Source organism: Streptomyces sp. NPDC033270, assembly GCF_055576575.1.
This window is the reverse complement of the sequence record NZ_JBVIRA010000042.1, coordinates 19,688-34,857: the sequence shown is the minus strand read 5'-3', so window position 1 is coordinate 34,857 and position 15,170 is coordinate 19,688. Positions and strand designations below refer to the sequence as shown.

Annotated in this window: 17 protein-coding genes; 14 read left to right on the top strand and 3 right to left on the bottom strand. The window is 70.9% G+C overall.

Annotated elements, in window-relative coordinates; translation table 11 throughout:
* Positions 1-118: 118 nt before the first annotated feature.
* The 8 genes from ACZ5XZ_RS36760 to ACZ5XZ_RS36725 are packed head-to-tail and all read left to right on the top strand — an operon-like array spanning position 119 to position 6,792.
* A complete protein-coding gene (locus tag ACZ5XZ_RS36760) occupies positions 119-964 on the top strand; it encodes a helix-turn-helix transcriptional regulator (protein WP_468986396.1) in 846 nt (281 codons plus the stop codon).
* Entirely contained in the window at positions 961-2,382 is a 1,422-nt protein-coding gene (gene sufB, locus ACZ5XZ_RS36755; RefSeq protein WP_468986394.1) for a Fe-S cluster assembly protein SufB, read from the top strand. The genes ACZ5XZ_RS36760 and sufB overlap by 4 nt, the downstream gene beginning before the upstream one ends.
* Positions 2,383-2,441: 59 nt before the next feature.
* Positions 2,442-3,626: a Fe-S cluster assembly protein SufD gene (sufD, locus tag ACZ5XZ_RS36750; protein ID WP_468986391.1), complete on the top strand. Its 1,185-nt coding sequence runs from the start codon at positions 2,442-2,444 to the stop codon at positions 3,624-3,626.
* The gene (locus ACZ5XZ_RS36745) at positions 3,623-3,940 is read left to right on the top strand and encodes a non-heme iron oxygenase ferredoxin subunit (RefSeq protein ID WP_362916621.1); all 318 of its coding nucleotides are present in this window, start codon (positions 3,623-3,625) and stop codon (positions 3,938-3,940) included. The genes sufD and ACZ5XZ_RS36745 overlap by 4 nt, the downstream gene beginning before the upstream one ends.
* A gap of 7 nt (positions 3,941-3,947) precedes the next feature.
* The gene (gene sufC / locus ACZ5XZ_RS36740; RefSeq protein WP_468986389.1) at positions 3,948-4,712 is read left to right on the top strand and encodes a Fe-S cluster assembly ATPase SufC; all 765 of its coding nucleotides are present in this window, start codon (positions 3,948-3,950) and stop codon (positions 4,710-4,712) included.
* Complete coding sequence (locus tag ACZ5XZ_RS36735; protein ID WP_468986387.1) at positions 4,709-5,965, top strand: cysteine desulfurase; 1,257 nt, start codon at positions 4,709-4,711, stop codon at positions 5,963-5,965. Before sufC ends, ACZ5XZ_RS36735 begins: the two co-directional genes overlap by 4 nt.
* 36 nt (positions 5,966-6,001) lie before the next feature.
* Positions 6,002-6,460, top strand: coding sequence for a Fe-S cluster assembly sulfur transfer protein SufU (gene sufU / locus ACZ5XZ_RS36730; protein WP_384442188.1), 459 nt, complete (start codon positions 6,002-6,004; stop codon positions 6,458-6,460).
* A complete protein-coding gene (locus ACZ5XZ_RS36725) occupies positions 6,457-6,792 on the top strand; it encodes a metal-sulfur cluster assembly factor (RefSeq protein WP_384442185.1) in 336 nt (111 codons plus the stop codon). The genes sufU and ACZ5XZ_RS36725 overlap by 4 nt, the downstream gene beginning before the upstream one ends.
* A 48-nt stretch (positions 6,793-6,840) precedes the next feature.
* Here ACZ5XZ_RS36725 and ACZ5XZ_RS36720 read toward each other — a convergent pair whose 3' ends face one another.
* Positions 6,841-7,359, bottom strand: coding sequence for a MarR family winged helix-turn-helix transcriptional regulator (locus ACZ5XZ_RS36720; protein WP_468986385.1), 519 nt, complete (start codon positions 7,357-7,359; stop codon positions 6,841-6,843).
* Positions 7,360-7,492: 133 nt separating this feature from the next.
* On the opposite strand from ACZ5XZ_RS36720, the gene ACZ5XZ_RS36715 reads away from it, so the two are divergent.
* From ACZ5XZ_RS36715 to ACZ5XZ_RS36695, 5 genes are all read left to right on the top strand, one after another.
* Entirely contained in the window at positions 7,493-7,948 is a 456-nt protein-coding gene (locus tag ACZ5XZ_RS36715; RefSeq protein ID WP_468986384.1) for an SgcJ/EcaC family oxidoreductase, read from the top strand.
* Positions 7,949-7,991: 43 nt separating this feature from the next.
* On the top strand, positions 7,992-8,312 hold the full coding sequence (locus ACZ5XZ_RS36710; protein ID WP_468986383.1) for a DMT family transporter: 321 nt from the start codon (positions 7,992-7,994) through the stop codon (positions 8,310-8,312).
* Positions 8,312-8,851: a TetR/AcrR family transcriptional regulator gene (locus ACZ5XZ_RS36705; protein ID WP_468986380.1), complete on the top strand. Its 540-nt coding sequence runs from the start codon at positions 8,312-8,314 to the stop codon at positions 8,849-8,851. Before ACZ5XZ_RS36710 ends, ACZ5XZ_RS36705 begins: the two co-directional genes overlap by 1 nt.
* A gap of 128 nt (positions 8,852-8,979) precedes the next feature.
* Positions 8,980-9,990 (top strand): 2,3,4,5-tetrahydropyridine-2,6-dicarboxylate N-succinyltransferase, encoded by a 1,011-nt coding sequence (gene dapD, locus ACZ5XZ_RS36700; protein ID WP_468986379.1) that lies wholly within the window; start codon positions 8,980-8,982, stop codon positions 9,988-9,990.
* 226 nt (positions 9,991-10,216) lie between these two features.
* Positions 10,217-11,092, top strand: coding sequence for an EI24 domain-containing protein (locus tag ACZ5XZ_RS36695; protein WP_468986378.1), 876 nt, complete (start codon positions 10,217-10,219; stop codon positions 11,090-11,092).
* A 74-nt stretch (positions 11,093-11,166) separates the two neighbouring features.
* Here ACZ5XZ_RS36695 and ACZ5XZ_RS36690 read toward each other — a convergent pair whose 3' ends face one another.
* Positions 11,167-11,307: a hypothetical protein gene (locus tag ACZ5XZ_RS36690; protein ID WP_384442357.1), complete on the bottom strand. Its 141-nt coding sequence runs from the start codon at positions 11,305-11,307 to the stop codon at positions 11,167-11,169.
* A 147-nt stretch (positions 11,308-11,454) separates the two neighbouring features.
* Positions 11,455-13,293: an endonuclease/exonuclease/phosphatase family protein gene (locus ACZ5XZ_RS36685; RefSeq protein WP_468986376.1), complete on the bottom strand. Its 1,839-nt coding sequence runs from the start codon at positions 13,291-13,293 to the stop codon at positions 11,455-11,457.
* Positions 13,294-13,549: 256 nt separating this feature from the next.
* Here ACZ5XZ_RS36685 and ACZ5XZ_RS36680 point away from each other — a divergent pair, with 256 nt between their 5' ends.
* Entirely contained in the window at positions 13,550-15,058 is a 1,509-nt protein-coding gene (locus tag ACZ5XZ_RS36680) for a hypothetical protein (RefSeq protein WP_468986375.1), read from the top strand.
* The last annotated feature ends 112 nt before the right edge of the window (positions 15,059-15,170 follow it).

The following is a 15,170-nucleotide window of genomic DNA, read 5'->3' as shown; positions in this document are numbered from 1 at the left end:
GCCCCTTTCGAGGCCCCCGGAGGGGACTTGAATTAGGTAAGCCTAAGTGATAGAGGCCACCAGTCCAGGGGGTGGACGAGGCTTGAACCGGTTTGACGAATTACGCAACAATGGCGTTGTGAAATACGCGAGCGAGGATCAGCGGGAGCCCGTGGTCGACCAGACCACCGGGCCCGACTCCTCCGCGCGCGGGCGCACCGAGCAGGCCAGGGCGACCGCCCCGGCGCCGCACGACGAACAGCAGGGCACCCGCAACAGGGTCGCCCGCTCCATTCTCGACCACGGTCCGTCCACCGCGGCCGAGCTCGCGCTCCGCCTGGAGCTGACCCAGGCCGCGGTCCGCCGTCATCTGGACGCGCTGGTCGCCGAGGGCGTGGTCGAGCCCCGCGAGAAGCGGGTCTACGGCACGCGCGGCCGCGGCCGCCCGGCCAAGGCCTTCGCCCTCACCGACTGCGGGCGCGACGCCTTCGACCAGGCCTACGACCAGCTCGCCTCCGACGCGCTGCGCTGGATCGCGCAGAGCGCGGGCGGCGGCGAGAAGGGCGAGGCGGCGGTCGCCGCGTTCGCCCGCGCGCGGCTCGCCGCGCAGGCCGAGGGCTACCGCGAGGCGGTCGAGAGCGCCGAGCCGGAGGCCCGTACCGAGGCCCTTGCGAAGGCGTTGACCGCGGACGGGTACGCTGCTACGGCGCGCAGCGCCCCCAATCCCCAGCTCGGTGAACAGCTCTGCCAGCACCACTGCCCGGTCGCCCACGTCGCCGAGCAGTACCCGCAGCTGTGCGAGGCGGAGACCGAGGTCTTCTCCCGTTTGCTCGGGACCCACGTACAGCGTCTTGCCACCATCGCCCACGGTGACGGGGTGTGCACGACCTTCGTCCCGAAGGCCGGTGCCGGCAAGCCCGCTCACAGCAGCACCACAAAGACCACCACAGCATCTGCAAGCACGGCCGGGAGGAACCCCGCATGACGCTCCCCACGGAGACTGCTCACCCTGAGCTCGAGGGTCTGGGCAACTACGAATACGGCTGGGCCGACTCCGACGTGGCCGGCGCCTCCGCGAAGCGCGGTCTTTCCGAGGACGTCGTCCGCGACATCTCGGCGAAGAAGAACGAGCCGGAGTGGATGCTCAAGCTCCGCCTCAAGGGTCTGCGCCTGTTCGACAAGAAGCCCATGCCCAACTGGGGCTCGGACCTGTCGGGCATCGACTTCGACAACATCAAGTACTTCGTCCGCTCCACCGAGCAGCAGGCCGCCTCCTGGGAGGACCTGCCCGAGGACATCAAGAACACCTACGACAAGCTCGGCATCCCGGAGGCGGAGAAGCAGCGCCTGGTCGCCGGTGTCGCGGCCCAGTACGAGTCCGAGGTCGTCTACCACCAGATCCGCGAGGACCTGGAGGAGCAGGGCGTCATCTTCCTGGACACCGACACCGCGCTCAAGGAGCACCCGGAGCTCTTCCAGGAGTACTTCGGCACGGTCATCCCGGTCGGTGACAACAAGTTCGCGTCGCTGAACACCGCGGTCTGGTCCGGCGGCTCGTTCATCTACGTCCCCAAGGGTGTCCACGTCGACATCCCGCTGCAGGCCTACTTCCGGATCAACACCGAGAACATGGGCCAGTTCGAGCGGACGTTGATCATCGTCGACGAGGACGCCTACGTGCACTACGTCGAGGGCTGCACGGCGCCGATCTACAAGTCGGACTCGCTGCACTCCGCGGTCGTCGAGATCATCGTCAAGAAGGGCGGCCGCTGCCGCTACACGACCATCCAGAACTGGTCGAACAACGTCTACAACCTGGTCACCAAGCGCGCCGTCGCCTACGAGGGCGCGACCATGGAGTGGGTCGACGGCAACCTCGGCTCCAAGGTGACGATGAAGTACCCGGCGGTCTACCTGATGGGCGAGCACGCCAAGGGCGAGACCCTGTCCATCGCCTTCGCGGGCGAGGGCCAGCACCAGGACGCCGGTTCCAAGATGGTCCACATGGCGCCGAACACCTCCTCCAACATCGTCTCCAAGTCGGTGGCGCGAGGCGGCGGCCGCACCTCCTACCGGGGTCTGGTCGAGATCGGCGAGGGCGCGGCGGGCTCCAAGTCCAACGTGCTGTGTGACGCGCTGCTGGTGGACACCATCTCCCGCTCGGACACCTACCCCTACGTCGACGTCCGCGAGGACGACGTCTCCATGGGCCACGAGGCGACCGTCTCCAAGGTCAGCGAGGACCAGCTCTTCTACCTGATGGCGCGTGGCCTGACGGAGTTCGAGGCCATGGCGATGATCGTGCGCGGCTTCGTCGAGCCGATCGCGCGTGAGCTGCCGATGGAGTACGCGCTGGAGCTGAACCGGCTGATCGAGCTGCAGATGGAAGGCGCGGTCGGCTGACGCCCGGCCCCCAGCAGCGACTGACTCCCTGAACGCAGAAAGCGAGCACTACGACAGCCATGGCTGAGGCTCAGAACATCCCGGCGGGTTCCACGACCACCGGCTCCATCGCGGTGGCCGCGGAGTCCACCGTCGCCACCCGGATGAGCGCCCCGCCGTCCTACGACGTGGCGGACTTCCCGGTGCCGCACGGCCGCGAGGAGGAGTGGCGCTTCACGCCCCTCGCGCGCCTCAAGGGCCTGCACGACGGCAGCGCGACGGCCGGCGGCCCCGACCTGAAGATCGACATCACCGCGCCCGAGGGCGTCACCCACGAGCTGGTCGACCGCAGCGACCCGCGGGTCGGCAAGGCCGGCAAGCCCGTGGACCGCGTCGCCGCGCAGGCGTACAGCAGCTTCGAGAAGGCGTCGGTCGTCACGGTCCCCAAGGAGACCGTGCTCACCGAGCCGATCCGGATCGCCGTCCACGGTGACGGCGGTACGGCCTTCGGCCACCAGGTCATCGAGCTCGGCGCGTTCGCCGAGGCGGTCGTCGTGATCGACCACACCGGTGCCGCGGTGCTCGCCGCCAACGTCGACTTCCTCCTCGGCGACGGTGCCAAGCTGACCGTCGTCTCCGTCCAGGACTGGGACGACGAGGCCGTCCACGTCGGGCAGCACAACGCCCTGGTCGGCCGGGACGCCACGTTCAAGTCCGTGGTCGTCACTTTCGGCGGCGACCTGGTCCGTCTCCACCCGCGGGTCAACTACGCGGGCCCCGGCGGCGAGGCCGAGCTCTACGGCCTGTACTTCACCGAGCAGGGCCAGCACCAGGAGCACCGCCTCTTCGTCGACCACGAGGCGACCAACTGTCGCTCCCACGTGACCTACAAGGGCGCGCTCCAGGGCGAGGACGCCCACGCCGTCTGGATCGGCGACGTCCTGATCCAGGCCTCGGCGACCGGCACGGACACCTACGAGCTCAACCGCAACCTCGTCCTCACCGACGGCGCGCGGGTCGACTCGGTGCCCAACCTGGAGATCGAGACCGGTGAGATCGTCGGCGCCGGACACGCCTCGGCGACCGGCCGCTTCGACGACGAGCAGCTGTTCTACCTGATGGCCCGGGGCATCCCGGCCGACGAGGCCCGCCGGCTGGTCGTGCGCGGCTTCTTCGCCGAGCTGGTCCAGCAGATCGGCCTCCCGGACGTCGAGGAGCGCCTGATGAGCAAGATCGAGGCCGAGCTGGAAGCGTCCGCGGTATGAGCTACGTACGCGCAGCGGCGCTCAGCGAGCTGGAGGAGGACACCCCCAAGCGGGTGGAGCTCGACGGCGTCCCCGTCTCCCTGGTCCGCACCGAGGGCGAGGTGTTCGCGATCAACGACATCTGCTCGCATGCGAACGTCTCCCTCTCGGAGGGCGAGGTCGAGGACTGCTCGATCGAGTGCTGGCTGCACGGTTCGAGCTTCGACCTGCGCACCGGCAAGCCGAACGGCCTTCCCGCGACGCGCCCCGTCCCCGTATACCCCGTAAAGATCGAAGGGGACGACGTGCTCGTCTCCGTCACCCAGGAGTCCTGAGTCACCCATGGCAACGCTTGAGATCCACGACCTGCACGTCTCCGTCGAGGCCGAGAACGGCCAGCGCGAGATCCTGAAGGGCGTCGACCTGACCGTGAAGCAGGGCGAGACGCACGCCATCATGGGCCCCAACGGCTCCGGCAAGTCGACCCTCGCCTACTCCCTCGCGGGTCACCCCAAGTACACGATCACCGGCGGCACCGTCACCCTCGACGGCGAGGACGTCCTGGAGATGTCCGTCGACGAGCGCGCCCGGGCCGGCGTCTTCCTCGCCATGCAGTACCCGGTCGAGGTCCCCGGCGTCTCGGTCTCCAACTTCCTGCGCACCTCCGCCACCGCGATCCGCGGCGAGGCCCCCAAGCTGCGGCTGTGGGTCAAGGAGGTCAAGGAGGCCATGGAGCGCCTCCAGATGGACCCCTCGTTCGCCGAGCGCAACGTCAACGAGGGCTTCTCCGGTGGTGAGAAGAAGCGGCACGAGATCCTCCAGCTGGAGCTGCTCAAGCCGGCCATCGCGATCCTCGACGAGACCGACTCCGGTCTGGACGTCGACGCGCTGCGGATCGTCTCCGAGGGCGTCAACCGCGTCCGCGAGACGGGCGAGGTGGGCACCCTGCTCATCACCCACTACACGCGGATTCTCCGCTACATCAAGCCCGACCGCGTCCACGTCTTCGCCAACGGCCGGATCGCCGAGTCCGGCGGCCCGGAGCTGGCGGACAAGCTGGAGGCCGAGGGCTACGAGGCATATGTGAAGGGTGGCGCAACCGCGTGACACAGCTGCCGGGCCTCCTCGACACAGAGGCGATCCGTAAGGACTTCCCCATCCTGGACCGTCAGGTCCACGACGGGAAGAAGATCGTTTACCTGGACAACGCGGCGACCTCCCAGAAGCCGCGCCAGGTCCTCGACGCCCTCAACGCCTACTACGAACGCCACAACGCCAACGTCCACCGCGGCGTGCATGTCCTCGCCGAGGAGGCCACGGCGCTGTACGAAGGCGCCCGTGACAAGGTGGCGGCCTTCATCAACGCGCCGAGCCGCAACGAGGTGATCTTCACCAAGAACGCCTCGGAGTCGCTCAACCTCGTCGCGAACATGCTCGGCTGGGCCGAAGAGCCCTACCGGGTGGACCGCGAGACCGAGATCGTCATCACGGAGATGGAGCACCACTCCAACATCGTCCCGTGGCAGCTGCTCGCGCAGCGCACCGGCGCGAAGCTGAAGTGGTTCGGCATCACCGACGACGGCCGCCTGGACCTGTCCAACATCGAAGAGATCATCACCGAGAAGACGAAGATCGTCTCCTTCACGCTGGTCTCCAACATCATGGGCACCATCAACCCGGTCGAGACGATCATCCGCCGGGCCCAGGAGGTCGGCGCGCTGGTCTGCATCGACGCCTCGCAGGCCGCCCCGCACATGCTGCTGGACGTGCAGGCGCTGCAGGCCGACTTCGTGGCCTTCACCGGCCACAAGATGTGCGGCCCGACCGGTATCGGCGTCCTGTGGGGCCGCCAGGAGCTGCTGGAGGACCTCCCGCCGTTCCTCGGTGGCGGCGAGATGATCGAGACGGTGTCCATGCACTCCTCGACCTACGCGCCCGCGCCGCACAAGTTCGAGGCCGGTACGCCCCCGGTCGCCCAGGCCGTCGGCCTCGGCGCGGCCGTGGACTACCTCACCTCGATCGGCATGGACAAGATCGCCGCGCATGAGCACGCGATCACCGAGTACGCCGTCAAGCGGCTGCTGGAGGTCCCCGACCTGCGCATCATCGGCCCGAGCACGGCCGAGGAGCGCGGCGCGACGATCTCCTTCACCCTTGGCGACATCCATCCGCACGATGTCGGCCAGGTGCTGGACGAGCAGGGCATCGCGGTCCGGGTGGGCCACCACTGCGCCCGTCCGGTCTGCCTGCGCTTCGGAATTCCTGCGACCACGCGAGCGTCGTTCTATCTGTACTCCACGCCGGCCGAGGTCGACGCCCTGGTCGAGGGTCTGGAGCACGTCCGCAACTTTTTCGGTTAACCAAGCACAGCGGATGAGGACGGGACTGACTGAGCCGTGAAGCTGGATTCCATGTACCAGGACGTCATCCTGGACCACTACAAGCACCCCCATGGGCGCGGTCTTCGGGACGGCGACGCCGAGGTGCACCACGTCAACCCCACGTGCGGTGACGAGATCACGCTGCGCGTGCGGCTCGACGGCGCGACGATCGAGGATGTGTCCTACGAGGGCCAGGGCTGCTCCATCAGCCAGGCCAGCGCGTCGGTGCTCAACGACCTCCTGGTCGGCAAGGAGCTGGGCGAGGCACAGCGGATCCAGGAGACGTTCCTGGAGCTGATGCAGTCCAAGGGGCAGGTCGAGCCGGACGACGCGATGGAGGAGGTGCTGGAGGACGCGGTGGCGTTCGCCGGCGTCTCCAAGTACCCGGCACGCGTGAAGTGCGCGCTGCTGAGCTGGATGGCCTGGAAGGACGCCACGGCCAAGGCCCTCTCCGAGGAGGCGAAGACCGCATGACCGAGAGCCCGACCACCACCAAGCCGGCTTCCGAGGAAGAGGTCCGCGAGGCCCTCTACGACGTCGTCGACCCGGAGCTGGGCATCGATGTCGTCAACCTCGGGTTGATCTACGGCATCCACATCGACGACGCCAATATCGCCACCATCGACATGACGCTGACCTCCGCGGCCTGCCCGCTGACCGACGTCATCGAGGACCAGGCGAAGTCCGCCACGGACGGCATCGTCAGCGAACTGAAGATCAACTGGGTCTGGATGCCCCCGTGGGGCCCGGACAAGATCACCGACGACGGCCGCGAGCAGCTCCGCGCGCTCGGCTTCAACGTCTGATCTTCCACCCGCACAAGGCCCCGGCTCGACGCCGGGGCCTTGTCGCGTTCAGCGGCGCCGCGGCCCGGAGGCAGCGGCGGGCCGGTCACCGGCGCCGGGTGCCGGCAGTCCCTTGGTCTCGGCCGTGGCATCGCGCAGCGCCGGCGCCGCCGCCGCGAAGTAGCGGAAGAGCACCCGCAGTTCGTCCTCGCTGAAGGCCGTGAACACCTCGGCCATCCGCCGGCGCGCGGGCCCGAAGGCCGCCTCGTCCTCCTCCGGCGGGATCGGCAGCGGCTCGACCAGGACCCGCCGCCGGTCCTCGGGATCGGTGGTCCGCCGTGCCCGCCCGGCGCGCACCAGGCGGTCGACGAGCCGGGTGGTGGCGCTCTGCGAGAGCCCGATCCGTTCGGCCAGGGCACCGGCGGTGAGGGGCCCGGCGAGGTCGAGCGCGTGCAGCGCGTACAGATCGGTGGGGTGCTGGCCGAGCACCTCCGCGGCCGCCTGGCCGTGCAGCACGGTGGCGGTGACATAGCTGCGGTAGCTGTCGGCGTGCTGCCGCAGCAGGGCGTCGCGTTGCTCGTCGGACATCTCACTCACCTTCCGGGGTGGCACCCCTCGGACCGTTTCGGGGGTCGCCCCCTTGCCATATATTTGCACACCTGCATATATTGCATGCGTGCATGCAAATGAATCGGGAAGTCGACACCCGTCAGGGGGAGCCATGGATGCGGCGGTCCACGAGCGCGAGGCGGCGGCCGTACGGGAGCGCTTCGAGGCGCACCGCCTCGCCTGGGGTGACGCCGACGGCTACGGCCGTTCGTTCACCAAGGACGCGGACTATCTCACCTACTACGGCGGCAGGCTGGCCGGCCGCACGGGCGTCGTCGAGGGCCACCGGGGCCTCTTCGCGGGCGTGCTGAAGGGCTCCCGCCTCTGGGCGGAGATCACCGACCTGGAATTCCTCGCGCCGGACGTCGCCCTCCTGCACGCCCGGGGCGCGGTCCTCAAGGGGAGGCGGACCCGCCCCGGCCGCCGTGCGCTCTCCGTCCAGACCTACGTCATGACCCGCGACCTGGAGGGCGGATGGCTGATCCGCGCGTTCCAGAACACCCGCTACCGGCCCCGCGTCGAGGCGCTGGCGGGCGCCCTGGCCCGGCTGGCGCCCAAGGCGGGCTGAGCGATATGTACGTGCGTACGCAACGTTGTGTACGCTCGTACGCATGGCCTATGTGACGCTCGCCTGCGCGATCGTGTCCGAGATCCTGGCGACCACCTCGATGAAGTACAGCGACGGCTTCAGCAGGCTGTGGCCGTCGCTGGGGACCGCGCTCGGCTATCTGCTGGCGTTCGGTCTGCTCGCCCAGACGCTGAAGTCGATGAGCGTCGGGACCGCCTACGCCATCTGGTCCGGCGCCGGGACGGCCGTGATCGCGGCGATCGGGATGGTGTTCCTGGGGGAGAGCGCCAGTGCGTTCAAGATCCTCGGGGTGCTCCTGGTCATCGCCGGGGTCGTGGTGCTCAATCTCGACGGGGCGCACTGATGCCCCGGCGCTACGACCCCGGACGCCGGCAGCGGATCATCGACGCGGCGATCGCGGTGGTCGGCGAACGGGGGATCGCCGGGCTCAGCCACCGCGCCGTGGCCGCCGCGGCGGATGTGCCGCTCGGCTCGACGACCTACCACTTCGCAACCCTCGACGACCTGCTGATCGCCGCGCTGCGGCAGGTCAACGGCGAGTGGCTGGCCGACTACGGGCGCTGGGTCGACGGGCTCGACCTGACGGCGCCGCTCGCCGACGAGGTGGCTGCGCTGGTCGAGCGCACGCTCGCGGGGGACCGCTCGCGGGTGGAGCTGGAGTACGAGCTGTATCTGGCGGCGCTGCGGCATCCGGCGGTACGGCCGATCGCGGCCGAGTGCCTGGACGAGATGGTGGCTCTGCTCGGACGGCGGATCGCGGATGTGCGCACCGCGCGGGTCGTGGTGGCGTTCACCGACGGGCTGCTGCTGCAGCATCTGCTGACCGGCCAGCCCTTCGAACCCGCCGCGGTGCGGGCCGGATTGGCCGGGGTGCTGGGCTGAGGCGGTGGCCGGGGGTGCGGCGGAGCGGCTTGTGCGGCCCTACGAACGCCGTTGTGCGACCGTACGGCCCGGGCCCGATCGCTGAGACCGGTTCGCCTCCGCGGGCGCCCTGCGGTTAGGTTTCGAACATGACCGATGCTGCTTCCTCCCGTACCGCCCGTACCACCGGCGCCGTCGCCGCCGGGCTCGCCACCGTCGCCTCCGACGGCACCGTTCTCGACACCTGGTTCCCGGCGCCCGAGCTGGTCGCCGTGACCGCCGAGGGCCCCGGCCCGGCCGGCACCGAGCGCCTCGACGACGAGCGCGCCACCGAACTGCTGGGCGCCGCCGCCCTCAAGGCGATCGGTCCCGACCCGGTCCGCGATGTCGAGGTCGTCGCCGTCCGTACGGTCATCGCCTCCCTCGACGACAAGCCGCTGGACGCGCACGACGCCTACCTGCGCCTGCACCTGCTCAGCCACCGGCTGGTCCAGCCGCACGGGCAGAACCTGGAGGGCATCTTCGGCCTGCTGGCGAACGTCGCCTGGACCTCGCTGGGTCCGGTGGCCGTCGACCAGCTGGAGACGGTGCGGCTCAACGCCCGCGCCGACGGCCAGCATCTGCAGGTCACCAGCGTCGACAAGTTCCCGCGGATGACCGACTACGTCGCGCCCGCCGGGGTGCGGATCGCGGACGCCGACCGGGTGCGCCTGGGCGCGCACCTCGCGGCCGGCACCACCGTCATGCACGAGGGCTTCGTCAACTTCAACGCCGGCACCCTGGGCACCTCCATGATCGAGGGCCGGATCAGCGCGGGCGTGGTCATCGGCGACGGCACCGACATCGGCGGCGGCGCCTCGACCATGGGCACCCTGTCCGGCGGCGGCAAGCAGATCATCTCGATCGGCGAGCGCTGCCTGCTCGGCGCCGAGTCGGGCATCGGCATCGCGCTGGGCGACGAGTGCGTCGTCGAGGCCGGTCTGTACGTGACCGCGGGTACCCGCGTCACCATGCCCGACGGCCAGATCGTCAAGGCCCTGGAGCTCTCCGGCGGCGACAACATCCTCTTCCGCCGCAACTCCACCACCGGTGCGGTCGAGGCCCGGCCGAACAAGGCGGTCTGGGGCGGACTCAACGAGATTCTGCACAGCCACAACTGACCGTGCACGGCCACCCCGGGGGGGGGGGGGGGGGGGGCCTCAGCGCACCTACGGGGGGCGGGCGCCCCCCCCTGGTCCCCCCCCCCCCCCCCCCCCCCCCCCCCCCCCCCCCCCCCCCCCCCCCCTCCCCCCCCCCGCCCCCCCCCCCCCCCCCCGCCGGAGGTCGCGCCCGCCCGCTGGCGCCCCGCGCCCCTGTGCCGCGCCGGGCGCCGATAGGCTGTGCGCCATGCGTGATCTTGCGGCGGGGATGCGGTATCTGGGCAGGGGCCAGCGCTGGGTTGCCCAGCACGGCCGGTGGTGGGGTTTCGGGCTGATCCCGGCGCTGATCGCGCTGGTGCTCTACGCCGCGGTGCTCACCGCGCTCGCCATCTGGTCCGGCGACCTCGCCGCCTGGGCCACCCCGTTCGCCGACGACTGGGGATCGCCCTGGCAGGGGCTGCTGCGCGGGGTGTTCGTGGCGCTGCTGTTCGCCGGCGGGCTGATGCTGTCGGTGCTGACCTTCACGGCCGTCACGCTGCTGATCGGCGACCCCTTCTACGAGTCGCTGTCGCAGAAGGTGGAGGAGAGCGAGGGGCACTGTCCGCCGGCCACGGACCGGCCGCTGTGGCAGGAGATCTGGATCGCGCTGCGGGACAGCGTCCATGTGCTGCTGCGGGCCGCCGGGTTCGGCCTCGTGCTGTTCGTCCTCGGCTTCGTCCCGTTCATCGGGCAGACCGTGATCCCGGCCATCGGCTTCTGCGTCTCGGGCTTCTTCCTCGCCGTCGAGCTGACCTCGGTGGCGATGCAGCGCCGGAACATCCCGGTGCGCGAGCGGCTGCGGATGCTGCGCGGCCGCAAGGCGCTCGCGGTCGGCTTCGGCACTCCGCTCGTGCTGCTGTTCCTGATCCCGTTCATCGCCGTGGTGCTGATGCCCGGCGCGGTGGCCGGTGCGACGCTGCTGGTGCGGGACCTGGTGCCGGACGAGGAGCAGCCGCCGGGGCCGGATCCGGCTGCGGCGCCGTACGGTCAGCAGCCCGCGCCGCAGGCCGGTTTCGGCCCGGCGCCCGGCCACCTGCCGCCCCACCCGGGTCAGACGCCGCGGCAGCCGCCGACCGGCTGGTGAGTTCCTCGTGACGCGGAGCGGCCGCCGCACCTCTCGGTGCGGCGGCCGCTCGGGCTTCACAGGCCCATCACACGTCAGTCGGCATTCCGCGAACGCCTCAGGTCCTGGGTCCGCTCGGCCGCGGACTCCTCCGACGACTTCGGCTTCCGCTGGTCGGAGCGCCGCTCCGCGGCACGGTCCTTGTTGCTCGACTTACGGTTCTGCGCCTTCGGCATGGTGACTCCCTTTGTCTCGCCGAATGTTGCTTACGCGTCCAGTACCGCACCGTCGACGACGGTTGGCGCCCGGACCTGGGCCGTTCGAGTGACGGGAGTATCACCTGCGGTGATGCCGGGGCCCGGGATTCCGGCGAGGGCGGGCGTTCACGGCCGGATGCGCAGCACCTGGGGGTCGTGGTCGCTGGCCTGGTCGGCGTACTCGGCGTTGAGGTGCACGATGTCGTAGTCGGCCTTGGCCAGATGCCGGCTGGTGAGCATGTGGTCCAGCACCTGCGAGTTGCCGTTGTAGACATAGCCGTAGCGCTCCGCGGCGGGCAGCCGGCCGACCAGGTCGGTGAGCACGCCGCCGTCGGTGAGCTTCTTCAGGGCCGGCGAGAACGGGTAGTCGTTGAGGTCGCCGGCGACCACCACATCGGCCCGGGGGTCCTTGGCCAGCAGGTCCTTGACGAAGGCGTTCACCAGCCCGGCCTGCGCCGTGCGCTGGGTCTCGGAGGGCCGGGCCGGCGGCTGGAAACGGCTGTCCAGGCCCTGGTCGCCGCCCTTGGAGTTGAAGTGGTTGGCGATCACGAACACCCGGCTTCCCGGGCGGCTGTTGAGCGAGAACTGGCCGACCAGCGGCTTGCGGCTGGCCTGCCACGCCGCCTCGGCGGGCGCGATCCGGCCCGGGGAGGCGGACAGCGCGGCCCTGCCGTGGTCGTCGACCACCTTCACCGGCGTGGTGGCGTCGCCGCCCTTGACGTCGGTGAAGGACACCCGCTCGGGGTTGAACAGGAACGCGACCCGGATGTTGCCCCCGGGCTGGCCGCCGTCCTGGTCGTCGACCGGGTCGATCTGCCGCCACTCGTACGCCGGGCCGCCGGCCGCCTTGACCGCGTCGGTCAGCTTCTTGAGGGTGGCCCCGGCGGTGACCACGCCGTCGTTCGTGGGGCCGTTGTCGTCCTGGACCTCTTCGAGGGCGACGACATCGGGCGCCGACAGGTTGCCGACCAGCGCCTTGGCGAGGCGGTCGAACTTGGCCTGCGGGGTCTTGGGGGAGAGGTTCTCGACGTTGTACGTGGCCACCGACAGCTCGTCGGGCCGCTGCTTGCGGGTGGTCTCCGGCGCCGGGCCGTGGTCGGCCAGTTCGCCCAGCTCGGTGGCCTGGAGGGTGTAGCCGCCGAAGCTGTCGTAGTCCAGCGGCCCGGCGGTGGTGCCGGTCAGCTCGTCGCCGACGTCGGCCACCGGGAACGGCCGCTCGGCGAAGGGGATCAGGGAGGCCACCTTGACCCGGCCGCCGTTGGGGTCGGCGTAGGAGCGGTAGAGGGTGCCGCCGCGCGCCGTGCGGTTGTGGCCCGGCTCGGCGGTCGCCCACAGCTCGTGGTGGGAGTTGGTGGCACCGACGACCCGGGCGCCCTTGACCGCGACGCGCATCCCCTCCAGCGACTCGTAGCGGTCCAGCGCGTACGAGGCGGGGCGCAGCGTGAGGGCTTCGATGCTCTTGCCGCCCGCGTCGGGGGCGTAACGATTCGGCACGGAGGCCGGGTTGAGGGTGAAGGCGGCCGGCAGCGGCGCCTTCGCGGAGACGGTCTGCCAGGTCGCGTCGGTGATCTCGGTGACCGACTGCAGCCCGGCGTCCTTGCCGCCGGGGTAGTACTCGCTGACCGTGCCGGAGAAGGTGATCGCCTCGCCGACGGTCACCTTCGGCGTCTCCTTGCCCGTGAAGACGAAGACCGCCTCGCTGGTGGCCGGGTTGCGGTCCGGGTGCGGGTCCTGCACCCAGAAGCCGCGCGCCGAGCCGAACGAGCGGATCGCGGTGACCGTGCCGGGCACCTCGCCGACCTGCGTGCCGGCCAGCGGGGATATTCGGGTGCTGCCCTGGATGTCGTGGATGCGGGTGCCGGACGCGGAGGCGGACTGCGTGGCGGTCAGCAGCCCGCCGGCGAGGGCGGCGGCGGCCACCGCGCTGAGCGCGGCCGGCCTGCGGAGCGGACGACGGGACGGCATGCATGCCTCCGAAGGGAAGTGGGGGGTGAACAAGGGGAGCGCGGCACTGCGCGGGGACCGCGGCACGGTGCGCGCTACGCGCGTCAATCTCCGGTGTGCGCAAGGAAGTTGTCAAGGTACTTGCGGTTACCGCCGGCCGGCGCGGGGGTGAACCGTCCGAGATACGGAGAATTCCGTCTACGCTGGGGCGGCGCACTCCCCAGCTACCGCTGGGAGGTACCCCCAGCCGCAGTCCGTACGAGGAGCTGAGCACCTGATGTCCGCAGACCGCCCGACCCTGCCGCCGGTGCGGCTGACCTCCGAAGCGGAGCTGGCCCGGGACGCGCTGAGCGCCCCGCTGATGGCCCGGGCCGCCAAGCTCGCCCGCTGGGCCGAGCGCGGTGTCCCGGTCGGAGCGGGCGGCGAGATCCTCCAGGAGTCGCTGGCCGCCGCCACCGAGCTGCTCGGTCTCGCCGGCGACGAGGACGGCCCCGCCTACACCGCCGAGGCCTGGCAGCTCGCGGTGGACACCGGGCTGGTCGAGATCGAGGAGACCGAAGAGACCGCGGCGGACGCGACGGACCAGGACGGCGCCGAGGGGCCCGGTGACGCCGCGGTCGGCATCGCCACCCCGGGCGAGGAGCTGAACCTGCTCACCTCGGGCAGCCCGCAGGACGTCCTGGACATCTGGCTCTGCGGCATGGAGACCGTACTCGCCGACGCCGCCGCCCCGGACCTCGCCGACATCGCCGAGCAGCTCGCCGAGGGCGGCGAACTGGACCTGGACTCGATCGACTGGAACCCGGAGGAGGAGGCCGAGCTGCTCAACGGCATCCTCGGCAACCTCTACCTCCTCACCGCCGTCGCCGAGGGCGCCGACCAGGACGTTCCGCTGCCCGCACTGGCCGCCTCGATGATCGTCCCGGACGACATGGACGAGCCCACCGACGACATCCTCGAAGAGGTCTCCGAGGCGATGATGCGCCTGGACGACCAGTTCCGGGTGCTGGAGCCGATCGGGCTGGTCGCCTACCGGCCCGTCGACGAGGCACTCATCGAGGAACTGGACGAGGCCGGCGAGACCGTGAGCGCCGCCGAGCCGCTCACCGACGAGGACGTCTCCCGCTACGGCCTGGTCCGCCTCACCCCGCTCGGCGTCTACGCCGTACGCGCCCGGCTGCTGGACGCGGGCGCCGATGCTCCCGCGGTCGGCGACCTCACCGGCAAGGGCGCCGAGGTCCTCCTCGACGCGCTGCCCGACTACCCCGAGGCGCTCGCCCAGTCCGAGTCCGAGCTCTGGCTCGCCGCCCGTACCCCGCTGGACGCCGCCCGCGACCTGCTCGCGGCCGCCCGCGGCGACGACGAGCACGCCCCGCACCGCCGGCTCGCCGCCCAGCAGACCCTCTCCCTGGTATCGCCGGACGCCGAGGAGGCACTGCGCGAGGTGCTCGACGACCGGCAGCTGGGCGGGCTGGCCCGGGTCTGGCTCGCCGAGCGCGCCCTGCCCGACATCCCCGAGCCGTCCCAGGAGATGATCTTCTGGCTGACGGTGGACACCCTCGCGGCGCAGCTGGGCAGCGCCGACGAGGGCGCCGAGGCCGAGCTGCGCGACCTCGTCCAGGGCCTGACCGACCAGCACAGCGGGTTCTTCGACAGCGCCTGGCGGGTCGACCACCCGGCCACCGCCGAGGTCCTGGAGGCCATGGGCCGTCTGCACCCCGACAAGAAGGCCGCCAAGGAGGCCCGCAAGGCCGCGTTCAAGGCGCGCTCGCACCGGCCGGAGTAGCGCGCGCGGGGGGCGGGCCGGCAGCGCCCGCGTCGGGGGGGGGGGGGGGGGGGGGGGGGGGGGGGGGGGGGAAACCCGACCTGTAGAGGGGGGGAAACACTTGGAAGTTGTG